Below are 13969 nucleotides of genomic sequence, written 5' to 3'. Positions count from 1 at the left end.
TCATTAAACAAGAACAACAACATTAGTTACCTTGTATATAATGGTACAACTTTTACAAACATTGTGCAAAAAAAAGATGCACAAAATCCACATTTTTATCTTACATCCCTCCTGTATATTTAACAAAGTAATCACATTACCTTTTTAATCAAAAAAACCTAGGTATCTACCTAGGTTTTTTTGATTATTTTATTGCGCCTGCATTCCTACTATTGGAATCGTAGCCCACTTCGGCATATTTTTCTTTACTTTCGCCACCACAATAGTCATATCATCATTTATATAACCATCACTAGAGCGAATCACTTCTTCCATAATAATATCAGCAATTTCCTGCGGATCCTCTGTTTGTAGTTCTTTAATTTTACGTTTTATCCATAATTCGTGATTCTCCACATGTTGCGCGCCCTCAAAAATGCCGTCACTCATCATGATAAGAAGATCACCCGTTTTTAATTGCTCACCAACCACATCAACTTCAACATCTTCAATGATTCCCATCGGTAAATTACTTGCCTCAATTTTCAAAATATTATTTCCGCGTTTAACAAAACTCGGCGTCGATCCAATCTTTAAAAACTTCGCACTCGCATCCCGTAAATCTACCATAGCCAAGTCAAGCGTTGTATACATCTCCTCTGTCGTCCTTAAAGAAAGAATTGAATTGATGGACTTAATCGCTATTTCTTCATCAATACCTGATTGAAGTATCTTTTGTAATAATTTTACCGTTTCCCTACTCTCCATATGAGCCCTTTGTCCATTTCCCATACCATCACTAATCGCAAGTGCATATTTACCAACGCTCAAATCCATCATCGCGTAGGAATCACCTGAAACAAACCCACCACCTTTTGCAGCTGTGGCCAATCCTGTATCAAGAGAATACGTCTTCGCTGAACCAAATGATATTAAACTGTGCCCATTTGGATATGAGGATTTCTCTTCATGCTTAACGACGATATTCTCTTTTAAAATATCTGAAAGCATTGGAGCAACCAACTTCTCACATTCTCCATGTTCATTAGATGCAGCTGGAATCAACATTTCAATATCAATACTTCCTCTATCTAAACAATAAATATCAACATGCTCCACTTCGACACCGAAATCACGAAACGCTTGTAAAATTTGCTCCTCCTGTGCTTGATGGTTCTCTCTTTCTCGTTGTATCTCCTTAGCGAAATCTTCCATCACTTTTGATACACCCAGTAATTGCTCCGCTACAATTCTACGATTTTCCTTCATTTGTTTTCTTAATTTCTGCCCCTCATAGAAGTGATCTAATTCACCCGCTACTAAATCTGTTACTTTCTTCCCTCTCACACAATGCTTGTCCCATTCACGAACTAACTTCCGATTATGCTGCAGCGTTCCTTCTTCTGTTTCACTCATTATTTGTTTCATATAATCGTATGTTTTATCAAAATTAACTACCCAACATTGATCCTTCTTAAAGCATGTTTGGCATGTTTTTGCAGTAATTGTACTTAAAAATAGATCAGCTTCTGTTTCTTTATCTTCCTCCTCCACATACCCGTATACAGAAAAGCTATTAGACAAAGCAGCAAATACATTAGCAAATTGATTGATTTTGTTTGCTGTAACATCGCGTACTCTTCTTAAATATTGTTGTTGATCTTGTGAATGTTCCTGTGTACCAGGCATAAATTTAGCAATACGATCCATAACAAGCTTCGGTGTTAATAAGAAGAAAACAATCGCTACACCAGATTCAATTAAAGTTGTTACAATACTTGTTTGCTTGTCTACATATAATGTAATTAAGCTTGTACCAATTAATAAGCCTAAACTAACTCCTATACGCTTCCCTTCTTTTAACAATCCCCCAAGCAATCCTGAAAAGGCAAGGAGACTAAGTTGAGACAAGCTAGCCACATTCGCTAAACTTAATATTAACCCAGTGACAACTCCTACTGTGGACCCTGTAGCTGCCCCTGCAATAAAGGCAAATACTAATACTAAATATCTAGTGAAAATATGTTGAATAGAAGCATCATAAACAAACCAATCCGTTGTGCCCGTTAAAACAGATGCTAGTAATATAATTAAACAAACAATTTCTTCTGTTTCTAACGCTTGTTGCTTCCCTTTCCTTTCCACTAAAAGCGGAACACTTTGTAAAAATATCATCGTTAATACGAAGCTAAGCCCCGCTTCGATCGTACTGACGAGCAGATCATACATGGTGACGGTTTGCTGTGCAAAATATACAACAACTAAATGTGCGGTTAATGCGGAGATAAATACTTGGAATGGTACAAGTCCAACAGTTTTACGTGTAAACCGACTAAAGAAGATATTATAAATAAAGAAGGTAAAGATCGATGCAAAAGTAAAAAATAAATTATCTATTGAAACTGAAAGTGCTCCCCCCATTAGGGCTAAGAACGCGAGCGGCATTTTATCTCGCTTCATAACATAAACAGCAGCAAAAAATGGCAATGCAAACGGTAAAATGTTTGTTAATATATATGCTCGTCCCAAAAGAAAACCAATAACAGCAATAATGAATCCCCATCTAAAGAAAACTTGTTCAAACTTCATTCGCAACTTACTCGTCCATTTTATTGTTCCAAGCTGACTTTCATTCATCGCCAATGCACTTGTATTCATAGTATTCCTTCCTGCTTTAGGCATATTTTTAACACCACCTGCATAGTTTAATTACTGTTATTATAAGAGATGATTATTGGGATTTTTGTCAAAACAACAGTTTTGACTTTTATAATCGTTCGACTTTTTATTCGAAATAAATCTACATATATACATAGTATTTAATTTATTTAAAGTAAGTTGAAAGAATGTTCAGAAAATATAGGGTGATTTTGTAGAAGTATTGTACATCTTAATTTATATTTAACAAAAAAAGATCATGCAAATTTGCATGATCTTTTCAGATGACCCGTACGGGATTCGAACCCGTGTTACCGCCGTGAAAGGGCGGTGTCTTAACCACTTGACCAACGGGCCGTTAAATTAAATATAGCGGCGGAGGGGATCGAACCCCCGACCTCACGGGTATGAACCGTACGCTCTAGCCAGCTGAGCTACACCGCCATGTCGTCGTATTTAACGGACAATTAGTATCTTACATCAGATACGTTTTAAAGTCAACACATCTCAAAAACTTTTTTAAAAATATATTCTCTCACATAAAAAAGTACCCGAGTAATTACTCGGGGTACCTCTCTATATGTTAAGAATTAAACGGATTTATTATCCGCGACGTGCGCCACGGCCACCACGTTTAGATTCTGTGTTACGCTTTAAAGAAGTTAAACGATCTTCACTATCTTTTAAAAAGCGTGCCATTTTTTGCTCAAATGTTTCTTTTGGAGCTCGTTCGTTACCGCCACCGCGGTTATCTCTGTTGGAAGAACGATTATTACGTTGTGGACGTCCAGAACGTTGTTGATCACCACCACGTTGTTGGTATTCACCACGTGGACGATCTCCTTCTGTTTTTTCACGTTCTTTCGCTTTCTTAATAGATAGACCAATTTTGCCATCTTTTTCAACATTGATAACTTTTACTTCTACTTGGTCGCCTACTTTTAAGTGATCGTTAATATCTTTCACATAATTATCAGCAACTTCACTAATATGAACAAGACCTGTTAAGCCTTCTGGCAGCTCCACAAAAGCCCCAAAATTTGTAATACCTGTTACTTTACCCTGTAACTTGCTGCCTACCTCGATTGACATAAAAAAAATGCTCCTCCTTAGTGGTTAAAAAGTCAAATTTTACTTTATTATATATAATCCTAAAATGTAGTGTCAATAAGACATACTCTACTTAGAAACAGGAAAAATTATCTCCCCTTTTCCGGAGAAGAAATAATCCCTTCTAGCAATCTTTAAAACGTACTCTTCATCATTCAACTTTTGAACTTCATCTTTTAGATTCTTTTCTTTTTTCGTTAATGAATCCAGTTCTTTTTTCATGTCCTTAACTTTTGCTTCTTTTGCTTTAATGGAACTGTTTTGTTGATAAAACGTCACACTAATACTAGCAATAATTGTAAAAGCAAAGACAAGAAAAACCGCTAAACGGCGATAAAGTCGCTTCCTGTTCTCATCCGTTTGTATTATATGTTCTTTAACAGGATTTGGACTCTGTTTTTCGATTGTTCTTTGTCTCAGTTCCCTCATTTCCGAGGTCCCCCTAACTTCTTTTTTATACGCTCCCATAATTGGAAGATATGTCCCTTCAATTTTGCTACATATTGCAGGAACCCTACACGCTTCATTATAAAAAGTTTAACACGATTAGGGAGAAGTTTCCATATGAGCGAAGCAATAAATCGAACAGGCGAGAAAAAAACTTTCCATATGAAAAGTAATATCCAAATCACCATTTTCCATAACACATGTCCAATTGAAAGCAGTATACGAAATAAGAATAATATAAATGCAATAAATAGCTGTGCTATAATAATAACAGGTTTTATCATGAGTAGCTGTATAATTCGAACAAAAAATTGTGTTGTTTGTACAAAAATATAGATGAGAAAATTTAACATCTTCATGTATAATGCTTTCAATAAGCTTTGATATGCTGCAAAACCACATAGTAACGCCAAAAATACATATATACGTAGTTCGGCTTCATTCACACGCAGTAATACATAAAAAACGAATAATGCTTGGACAATCCAAAATAGTATATCATGTATAAATACAAGCCAACGTCTACGCTCTTGGCGCTTTAAAAACCGTTGATATGTATCTAAAGATGCACCAATCCAAGCACCCATTCCAATCATTGAAAGCATTGTATACAACTGAATTGTTAGGCTCATTTAAACAACTTACTAAAGAAGCCTTTAGTTTTCTCCCCTTGGTTCTCATCAATATACAGCATCTCATGAACTTTCCCTTTAATTGATACAACACCCTTTTCTACATCTAAATTCTTCATTTGCAAATTTTGACCACGAATTGTTAAAAAACCCATTACAGTCTCAAGTAAAAACTCTTCGCTATCAAAACTCTCTACTTGCTTTACACCAGTAATATCGATTACACGCCTGCCACGCATGATAATATCATGCTCTACAGAAACATTTTGTTGATTAGAAGACATAGGTGAGTAACCATTATTCACGAAAATCCCCCCATAGCTTTATACTAGCTAATAGTAATGTATGAAGGGATAACCTATTTTAGAACAAGCCTTCTTCCGCTTTCACTTTTTCCTCACGAACGAGACTATACATGTTTGCTGCATCTTCTTTTTTAGTTGTTTCTTTCAATTCATTTACTTTCACAGTTACTATTTTTTGCCCGAAACGAATTGTTAATTCATCCTCTACCTTCACATCTGAACTCGCTTTTGCCACTTGGCCATTAATCGAAATTCTTCCTTGGTCAGACACTTCTTTTGCTAATGTTCTTCTTTTAATTAAACGTGATACTTTCAAAAATTTATCTAGACGCATATCAAATCCCCCTATTAACGCTCTGTTTGTTTTGCCTCTTCCCATAAAATATCTAACTGTTCTAATGATAAATCTTGCATTTCCTTATTCATTTCAGCTACTTTTGCTTCCATATATAAAAAGCGATCCATAAATTTCTCATTAGTTGAACGTAACGCTTCTTCTGGATCTAATTTATAATGACGAGCTATATTAACAAATGCAAATAGTAAATCACCAAATTCACCTAGCATCTTTTTCTCATCCATGTTTACAACTTCTTGTTGGAATTCTTGCCATTCTTCTAAGGCCTTCTCTATCATCGGCTGCACATCAACCCAATCAAATCCAACCTTTCCAGCTTTCTTCTGAATTTCATAAGCACGCATTAGCTGTGGCAAGCTGTTTGGAATACCCGCTAAAACCGATTCTTTCACGAATCCCTTTTCTTGTTTTTTAATTTCTTCCCAATTTGCAATCACTTCATCAGCATTATTTACATCCGTATTCCCAAACACATGCGGATGACGACGAACCATTTTCTCAGCTAACGTCCGAATAATATCATCTATAGAGAACCAACCTTCATCCTCTCCAATTTGAGCATGAAGCATAACTTGTAATAATATATCACCCAGTTCTTCTACTAAATGATCATCATCCTCTTCATCAATTGCTTCTAGCACTTCATACGCTTCTTCAATTAAGTATTTCTTTAAAGATTGATGAGTTTGCTTTTTATCCCATGGGCAACCATTCGGTCCACGCAGTTCCGCAATAATTGCTCTAAGCACATCAAACTGCTGATACAAAGACGCACGTTCCTTAACCGGAGGTACATATACACTCGTTAAATTATTTAACTCTGTTTCATGATCTAACATGTACAACGGTACCTTTTTTACTTGCTCAAATGAAGTCCCTGCAGCTGTTACGATATACACTTCGTAATCATCTGGCAAAATCTCCATTAACATCAGTTTCACATCTGAAGCAACGAACGCATCATACACTTGGCAAAAGATTAAATGTTGACGTAATTCTAATTGCCCTCTTTCAAATGATGTAGCATCAATTAATTGGAACCCTTCAATCGGATCAATTTTTAGACTTGCAAACATCGGATCAAGGAAACTTTGTCCACCTTCAATTCGCACTTCAATATTTGCTACTTCTCCTTTTTCCAAAAGTAGCTGAACTGTTCTTTCTGCTACAAGCGGATGACCTGGAACAGCGTAAATAATTTCTGCGCCTTTAGCTTGTTCTAGCAATGTATTCGCGATTGTTTCATATACGATTTCAAATGTATCATGTGCCTCATATACATTATCAAAGGCCGTATACTTTATACCTTCTTTCTCCAATTCTTCTATAACTGGATGTTCCTTCGTTCTAACAAACATATGGTCTGCTTCTTTTATCTTTCGATATACACCCATCGTTAACTGATCTAACTCACCAGCACCTAATCCTAAAATAGTAATGATTCCACTCACAACCAGTCACCTCTATCCACTCTTCTTCAATGAACCTTCTTTTTTCTCTTGTTTCATAACGGTTCCTAATTCTTCTTTTGTAAATACACGTAATTTTAAAATTAAAAACATATATGCTAATCCACCGATAGCTACACCTAACAACGCTTCAAGCGTTGCAATTCCTCTATGTCCTGTATCAATTACTAATCCGGACATTCGCAACATACGCATAAAGATTATTAATACAAACCCCATACCGATACCACTAATAGCTACACCTAACATACTCCGCCTATCAATAAGCGGATCCGATACAGCTCGCATAAGTAACACGCTATTTAGCAAGGCAATTACAATAAGCGCAACTAAAGTTGCAATTGCAGCTCCCTTTACACCAAAATACGGCATTAATATATAGTTTAAAACTAACTTCAAACAACCTCCAAATACAACGAATATTGCTGGTTTTAATGTTTGTCCCACTCCTTGCAAAATAGAAGCAGTTGTAATTGACAATGAACTGAATAAAATAGATAAAGATAAAATCGATAACACATCTGATCCATCACTATTTTCAAACAACATAATATTTGTAGGTTGAATAATACAAGTTAATCCAATAGCAGCTGCAAATCCAATAACAAATGTTATTTTCATTGCTAATTTTACCTTTTCTTGAATAAATGAAAGATCTCCTCTTTCTTTCGCCGCTGTAATAATAGGAATAAGTGACAATGAGAAAGAAGTTGTCACAACAGTACCTAATTGCATAAGTGGGATACTTCTATCATAAACACCTTTTAGTATCTTTGCATTTTCAACTTGCTCTCCCGCGCGAATAAGCAAGGTATAAAAGGAAATAGAATCCGCCATTTGTATAAAAATAAGGACTAAATTACTAACACAAATCGCTAATCCCTGCCAAAAAAGGATTCGAATAATCCTTTTTTTACCTCCAATTCTCTTCCAACTTTTAAAGAAAATAGCCTGGAAATCATGACGCATATAAAGTAAAAGTACGATAATCCCAATAAGCCCGCCTGCAATTGAACCTAGCATGGCCCCCGCACCAACTGTATATAAATCAAATCCATGAGCAATAAGGAATAGCGATAGAAATACAATAATAGAAACACGAATCGTTTGTTCAATTACTTGCGAAACAGCCGTCGGCATCATATTATTGAATCCTTGAAAATATCCTCTCGCTACAGATAAAAATGGCATTAGTAGGAATGAAAACGAAATAACACGTAATAATTTATCTAAATGTATATCACCCATAGCCGATGCAATTGTTTCGGCCCCAAAGAATAATGTAAAAAATCCTATAAAGCCAATTCCTAATAAAAACCAAAAAGATACACAAATAATTTCTTCTGCTTCTTTTTGTTTTCCTCGTTCTAATCTTTCTGCGACCATTTTTGAAATAATAATGGGAAACCCATAAGTAGCTAAAATTAAACAAAATCCATAAAACGGATAAATTTGTTGGTAAATATAAAAACCAATATCACCCGCTATATTTTGATATGGAATACGGTAAAAAGCGCTTAATACTTTCGTAATAAAACTTGCGATTGTCAATATAATAGCCCCACGCCAAAAGGCTTGGTACTTCTTCGCTTCCATACAAGAAAACTCCTTTTTCTATTCTCACCCCTCGTATTATATCACAAAGAAAAACTAGCTCTCCTTCATATTCCTTACATTCACTGCCTTCTTTCAACAGCAAAAATATCCAATGAAAAAAGGTAGCAAAGCGCTACCTTCATTCAATATACTTATATCTCCAAATAGTTAATTTCTCAAATAGAAATATCATAATTAGGAAAGATTGCTACTTATAGAAATTACACTTCACTACTGCTCCATTTGTTTCGCTAAAAAGCTTGCAGCTGTATTTACTGACTTATGCTCTACTTCACTTATAATAGCCTCTTTAGAGAAGATAACGACAGCTCCGATTGGATCTCCATTTGCAATAATCGAGCCAATTGTATAAGAGCTAACCTTTTCTGTTACTCCATCAATAATTGAAATTTCGCTTTCATCTGTCATAATAACAGATTTACGTTCTTCCATTGTCTTCTCAATTAAATCGCCAACACTTTTATTTAAGTATTCTTTTTTTGATACGCCTGCTACTGCGATAATAGAATCACGATCGCATACAAGCACATTATGTCCTAAGCTATCGTATAAAGCTTCTGTATATTCTTTTGCAAAATTACCCAGTTCACTAATCGGAGAATATTTTTTCAAAATGACTTCTCCATCGCGATCAACAAAAATCTCTAAAGGATCTCCCTCACGAATACGTAAGGTTCTACGAATTTCCTTCGGGATTACTACCCTGCCTAAATCATCAATTCGACGTACGATTCCAGTTGCTTTCATTCTAATGCTGCCTCACTTTCTACTGATGATCAAAGTGGTGAATTTACCTGTTCATGTAAAAATCACCAACTGTTAAACATAGTATTTTACACATTAGTTCTTCTATGCACGTCGAATTGTATTTTTTATCTTATATTAGGCATTTATTACTTCTTTTTTTACATCTGGTAAGCCTTTTAATAAATTTTCAGCAATTGTTAACCATTTCGATGTCTCTAATCCATTCGTTTTCATCACAATTTTCAATTGTGATCCCTCCATACCAAGACCGATCATACGACCAAAACTACTTCCTAGCATGAATAATTTTCCACCATCTACATTTTGGCTCGCTTGTTCAGAAAACAGGAATGTTACTTCAAATTTATTTTGCTTAATCAACTCAATTTGTTCTTTCATCGCTAACACTTTAATGTTTGCAATTTGTAATAAATAACCAACTTCTTGTGGATAATCACCAAATCTGTCGATCATCTCTTCCTGCAACTCTTCAATATCTTCAATTGCAGAAATACCTCTAAATTGTTTATACATCATAATTTTTTGTTTACTATCTGAAATATACGCATCCGGTAAATATGCATCTACTTCTAAATCAATTTCAACATTAACGGTATTTTCAACTCCATCTGTTCCTCTACGTTGCTCAATTGCATCTTTTAACATTTGAGAATATAGATCAAATCCGACAGAATCAATGAATCCATGTTGTTCTGCCCCTAACAAATTACCCGCACCACGAATTGATAAGTCTCTCATCGCAATTTTGAAACCAGATCCAAGCTCTGTAAACTCTTTAATTGCCTGCAGACGCCTCTCTGCAACTTCCGACAACACTTTATCACGTTTGTATGCAAAGTAGGCATACGCGACGCGATTAGAACGTCCAACACGCCCACGAAGCTGATACAACTGCGATAATCCCATACGATCTGCATCAAATACAATTAATGTATTTACATTCGGAATATCTACACCCGTCTCGATAATTGTTGTACTTACAAGAACATCATGCTGTCCTTCTAAAAACGATAGCATAACAGACTCTAATTCACCTTCATTCATTTTCCCATGTGCGTATGTTACACGAGCATCTGGAACTAACATCGAAATTTCATCTGCTTTTCTTTCAATATCCTCCACACGGTTATATAGGAAGTAAATTTGACCGCCTCTTGCCAACTCTCGCTCTATCGCTTCTCGCATTAATGCTGGATTATACTCTACTACATATGTTTGTACTGGGAACCGATTCTCTGGCGGTGTCTCAATAACAGATAAATCGCGCACACCAAGCATAGACATATGAAGTGTACGTGGAATCGGAGTTGCCGTTAATGTTAACACGTCAACATTTGCTTTCAATTGTTTAATTTTTTCTTTATGCGTAACACCGAACCTTTGTTCTTCATCGATAATAAGAAGTCCTAAATCTTTATACGTAACATCTTTAGATAAAATACGATGCGTTCCGATTACAATATCCACCGTTCCATCTTTTAAACCCTTAATCGTTTCATTTTGTTGTTTTCGTGTACGGAATCTACTCAGTAACCCTATATTAATCGGGTAATCTTGAAAACGCTCTCGAATTGTTTCATAGTGTTGTTGTGCAAGGATTGTTGTCGGTACTAAAATCGCAACTTGTTTTTCATCCATAATTGCTTTAAATGCCGCACGAATAGCTACTTCAGTCTTTCCATATCCTACGTCGCCACAAAGAAGCCTATCCATCGGACGTCCGTGTTCCATGTCTTTCTTAATCTCTTCAATAGAGCGTAATTGATCCTCTGTCTCTTGATATGGGAAAGAAGATTCAAATTCTTGTTGTTCTGCCGTATCTGGTGTATATGCATAACCTTTCGAAGCTTCACGCTCGGCATATAATTTAATTAGGTCATCTGCAATGTCCTGTACAGATTTTTCAACTTTCGTTTTGACCTTCTTCCAATCATTTCCGCCTAATTTATAAACTTTTGGCTCCTTACCTTCAGACCCTACGTATTTTTGCACTTGATCAATTTGTTCAATTGGAACGTATAACTTATCATTACCTTGATATTTAATATTTAAATAATCTTTATGAACACCATTAATCTCTAATGTCTCAATACCTAAAAATTTACCTATACCATGATTTACATGAACTACATGGTCTCCAACTTTTAATTCCGAATAACTTTTAATACGTTCAGCGTTAGATAACTTTTGCTTACGTTGTGATTTTTTAACTTTCTTATGAAAAAGCTCCTTTTCAGTAATCACAACAAACTTTTGCATCGGCATTTCAAAGCCTGCATGTAAATCACCTACAGCAATTTGTAACCTTCCAGGCAATAAGATATCTGTGGCTTCTACAATGTCTGCATCAATATCATAATCACTTAAAATATGTTGTAGTTTTTTTACACGTTCCTCATCTGTTCCAAGCACAACGGTCGTAAAATGCCCTTCATTCCATCTATCAATTTCAGTTTTTAACAACTGCATCTGTCCGTGGAAATCTTGCATCGTTTTACATGTCACATTCACAATATTTTGAGGATGTGTGTGTGCTATATGGCGTAAGAATAACGTTAAATATACAAAACTTCTTTTTTTATTATGAAGAAACTCCTCAAACGAGTGGGAGAAAGATAAATCCTGAATAATTGTTCCTTCGCCAAGAAGTGAGATATACCATTCCGCTTCTTCTGTTTCAAGATGTGATGCTGTTTCTTGAATACGGGAAATCTCATCTAAAATTACAACACCGTTTTCTGGTAAATAATCTATCAGACTAGCAGGTTCTTTATAGAAAATAGATAAATATTTAAACATTTGTTCTATACTTTGCCCGTTTTTCAACATTTCAATTTCATGACTAACCGTCTCAAGCACAGCAGTCTTTAATTTATCATCGGAAAGCTTTTGCATCGTCTTAGTCAAACCTTCTTCAAGATGCTTAATCCCCGATTTCAATTCTTCCTGTGAAAATAAAAACTCTGTTGCCGGACCAAACCGAACACTCTCCCTTTTATCTTGAGAGCGCTGTTCTTCTACATCAAATAATCGAATAGAATCAACCTGTGTATCAAAGAATTCAATACGAAATGGTAATTCTTCAGTTAATGGGTAAATATCTAATATTCCCCCGCGCAAACTAAACTCTCCCGGAGCTTCTACCATCGACTTACGCTCATAGCCAATATGATGTAAGGTATGCAAGAGTGCATCTAAATCAATCTCTTGCCCTAGATTGATTTCAATTTGCCTTTGCTTCCATAATTCTTTTATTGGTAAAAATCTACGCAGCCCTGCAACTGGCGCTACAATAATCCCATTCTCTCCCGCAGCTAAGCGATTTAACACTTCAATACGCTGCGCTTTCAATTCTGGACTTGCAACACCAACTTCCGATGCTATCAATTCATTTACTGGATATAGCCAAACATCTTTCTCACCAAGTAACGCCACTAAATCTTCATGTACCTTTTGTGCTTGGTATAAATTGTGCGTCACAATAAGCTGTGATTGCTTTGTTTTTTTATATAAAGCTGCCATTAATAATGAACGAGAGGATGTTGCCATACCCGATACAAGTTGTTCTTTCAATCCATCTTCTAGCCCATTAATAACCGATTGTATTTCTTCATTTTTATAAAATTGCTCTAATAAACCTATCATTTTCAAAACTCCTCTCAACATAAAGAGCAAGTTACTATATTTTATGCAAATATTTTGGAAAAAGAAAACAGAAAAATGCTTTGGACATGCCAAAGCGACAACATTTTATTGCAGAAATTTTTCATATTCATAATACTCAGGATAAGATGCGAGCGTTTCTTGACACGATTCACAAATCGTTTTTATATATATATTTCCATTCTCATGAAAATGAATCATATCCACTACTTCTTGCTCTGTTAGTTGAAACAAAACGTCGCTATATACTTTTTCTGCGATAATGGAGCCCACATTACTTCCGCAATGTCTACAGTAATAATAACCTTCCATACTAGCCTCCTAAATATCCAATTGCTACTAGTATGGGATAAAACAAAATAAAATATTCCAGATTGTGCGCTTAACTATTAAAAGTATTCATGATTTGGAGAAAAGGTTTATTTAACCATTCCTCACATGCATCCGCCGTCTTTTCAATGGATTGATTGACATCAGATATTTCTTCAGACCTAAAACGTCCTAATACGTAATCCACTACTTTCATCCCATTTTGCGGACGATCAATTCCCATACGGATGCGTTGAAATTCTTGTGTTCCTAAATGTGAAATTGTTGATTTCACACCATTATGTCCACCCGCACTTCCTTTCATACGAAGACGTAATTTACCTACAGGGATATCTAAATCATCGTACATAACAATGAAGTCCTCAACATCAATTTTATAATAATCCATGAGAGGGCGTATACTTTCCCCAGATAAATTCATATATGTAAGTGGCTTCAATAAGATTACCTTTTCCCCGTTAACGAATCCCGCTCCAAATAAGCCTTTAAATTTTTGTTCATTCAAAGAAATATTCCAGCGCTTTGCAAGTGCATCAATTGCCATAAATCCAATATTATGCCTTGTTAATTCATATTCTCTACCTGGGTTCCCAAGTCCTACTATTAATTTCATTCTTGTACCACTACTTTCTC

The 13969-nt window shown here is 35.5% G+C and carries 12 protein-coding genes and 2 tRNA genes; all 14 read right to left on the bottom strand.

The window, feature by feature from the left end; all coding sequences use genetic code 11:
* Positions 1-189 precede the first annotated feature (189 nt).
* Complete coding sequence (gene spoIIE, locus FT637_RS26735; RefSeq protein WP_193648828.1) at positions 190-2661, bottom strand: stage II sporulation protein E; 2472 nt, start codon at positions 2659-2661, stop codon at positions 190-192.
* A gap of 261 nt (positions 2662-2922) precedes the next feature.
* Positions 2923-2994, bottom strand: a tRNA-Glu gene (locus tag FT637_RS26730).
* Between the two features lie 13 nt (positions 2995-3007).
* Positions 3008-3081: transfer RNA gene (locus FT637_RS26725), tRNA-Met, on the bottom strand.
* Positions 3082-3240: 159 nt separating this feature from the next.
* Positions 3241-3729: a S1 domain-containing RNA-binding protein gene (locus FT637_RS26720; RefSeq protein ID WP_193648827.1), complete on the bottom strand. Its 489-nt coding sequence runs from the start codon at positions 3727-3729 to the stop codon at positions 3241-3243.
* 87 nt (positions 3730-3816) lie between these two features.
* On the bottom strand, positions 3817-4176 hold the full coding sequence (divIC, locus tag FT637_RS26715; protein WP_002124547.1) for a cell division protein DivIC: 360 nt from the start codon (positions 4174-4176) through the stop codon (positions 3817-3819).
* Positions 4173-4826: a spore cortex biosynthesis protein YabQ gene (gene yabQ / locus FT637_RS26710; protein ID WP_193648826.1), complete on the bottom strand. Its 654-nt coding sequence runs from the start codon at positions 4824-4826 to the stop codon at positions 4173-4175. Before yabQ ends, divIC begins: the two co-directional genes overlap by 4 nt.
* A complete protein-coding gene (gene yabP, locus FT637_RS26705) occupies positions 4823-5131 on the bottom strand; it encodes a sporulation protein YabP (RefSeq protein WP_001059101.1) in 309 nt (102 codons plus the stop codon). Before yabP ends, yabQ begins: the two co-directional genes overlap by 4 nt.
* Before the next feature lie 58 nt (positions 5132-5189).
* Complete coding sequence (locus FT637_RS26700) at positions 5190-5465, bottom strand: RNA-binding S4 domain-containing protein (protein WP_002009677.1); 276 nt, start codon at positions 5463-5465, stop codon at positions 5190-5192.
* Positions 5466-5479: 14 nt separating this feature from the next.
* Positions 5480-6940: a nucleoside triphosphate pyrophosphohydrolase gene (gene mazG, locus FT637_RS26695; protein WP_193648825.1), complete on the bottom strand. Its 1461-nt coding sequence runs from the start codon at positions 6938-6940 to the stop codon at positions 5480-5482.
* Between the two features lie 12 nt (positions 6941-6952).
* Positions 6953-8554 carry an oligosaccharide flippase family protein gene (locus tag FT637_RS26690; protein ID WP_193648824.1) on the bottom strand — a complete coding sequence of 534 codons (1602 nt, stop codon included), beginning with the start codon at positions 8552-8554 and terminating at the stop codon, positions 6953-6955.
* Positions 8555-8785: 231 nt separating this feature from the next.
* The gene (gene spoVT / locus FT637_RS26685) at positions 8786-9322 is read right to left on the bottom strand and encodes a stage V sporulation protein T (protein WP_002144535.1); all 537 of its coding nucleotides are present in this window, start codon (positions 9320-9322) and stop codon (positions 8786-8788) included.
* Between the two features lie 135 nt (positions 9323-9457).
* Entirely contained in the window at positions 9458-12988 is a 3531-nt protein-coding gene (gene mfd / locus FT637_RS26680) for a transcription-repair coupling factor (protein WP_193648823.1), read from the bottom strand.
* 105 nt (positions 12989-13093) lie between these two features.
* The gene (locus FT637_RS26675) at positions 13094-13318 is read right to left on the bottom strand and encodes an anti-sigma-F factor Fin family protein (protein ID WP_002091576.1); all 225 of its coding nucleotides are present in this window, start codon (positions 13316-13318) and stop codon (positions 13094-13096) included.
* A 70-nt stretch (positions 13319-13388) separates the two neighbouring features.
* Entirely contained in the window at positions 13389-13949 is a 561-nt protein-coding gene (gene pth / locus FT637_RS26670) for an aminoacyl-tRNA hydrolase (protein ID WP_319805970.1), read from the bottom strand.
* Between the last annotated feature and the right edge of the window lie 20 nt (positions 13950-13969).

Origin of the sequence: Bacillus cereus (assembly GCF_015071065.1) — a bacterium.
GTDB classification, from domain to species: Bacteria; Bacillota; Bacilli; order Bacillales; family Bacillaceae_G; genus Bacillus_A; species Bacillus_A cereus_BA.
The sequence above is the reverse complement of the archived record's forward strand: the minus strand, read 5'-3'. Positions and strand labels throughout refer to the sequence as shown.

Bases quoted from the DNA above. Each gene is read 5' to 3' on its own strand.
- mfd (WP_193648823.1), bottom strand. From the start codon at position 12,988: ATGATAGGTTTATTAGAGCAATTTTATAAAAATGAAGAAATACAATCG.
- FT637_RS26675 (WP_002091576.1), bottom strand. From the start codon at position 13,318: ATGGAAGGTTATTATTACTGTAGACATTGCGGAAGTAATGTGGGCTCC.
- spoVT (WP_002144535.1), bottom strand. From the start codon at position 9,322: ATGAAAGCAACTGGAATCGTACGTCGAATTGATGATTTAGGCAGGGTA.
- pth (WP_319805970.1), bottom strand. From the start codon at position 13,949: ATGAAATTAATAGTAGGACTTGGGAACCCAGGTAGAGAATATGAATTA.
- FT637_RS26690 (WP_193648824.1), bottom strand. From the start codon at position 8,554: ATGGAAGCGAAGAAGTACCAAGCCTTTTGGCGTGGGGCTATTATATTG.
- FT637_RS26720 (WP_193648827.1), bottom strand. From the start codon at position 3,729: ATGTCAATCGAGGTAGGCAGCAAGTTACAGGGTAAAGTAACAGGTATT.
- spoIIE (WP_193648828.1), bottom strand. From the start codon at position 2,661: ATGCCTAAAGCAGGAAGGAATACTATGAATACAAGTGCATTGGCGATG.
- divIC (WP_002124547.1), bottom strand. From the start codon at position 4,176: ATGAGGGAACTGAGACAAAGAACAATCGAAAAACAGAGTCCAAATCCT.
- yabQ (WP_193648826.1), bottom strand. From the start codon at position 4,826: ATGAGCCTAACAATTCAGTTGTATACAATGCTTTCAATGATTGGAATG.
- FT637_RS26700 (WP_002009677.1), bottom strand. From the start codon at position 5,465: ATGCGTCTAGATAAATTTTTGAAAGTATCACGTTTAATTAAAAGAAGA.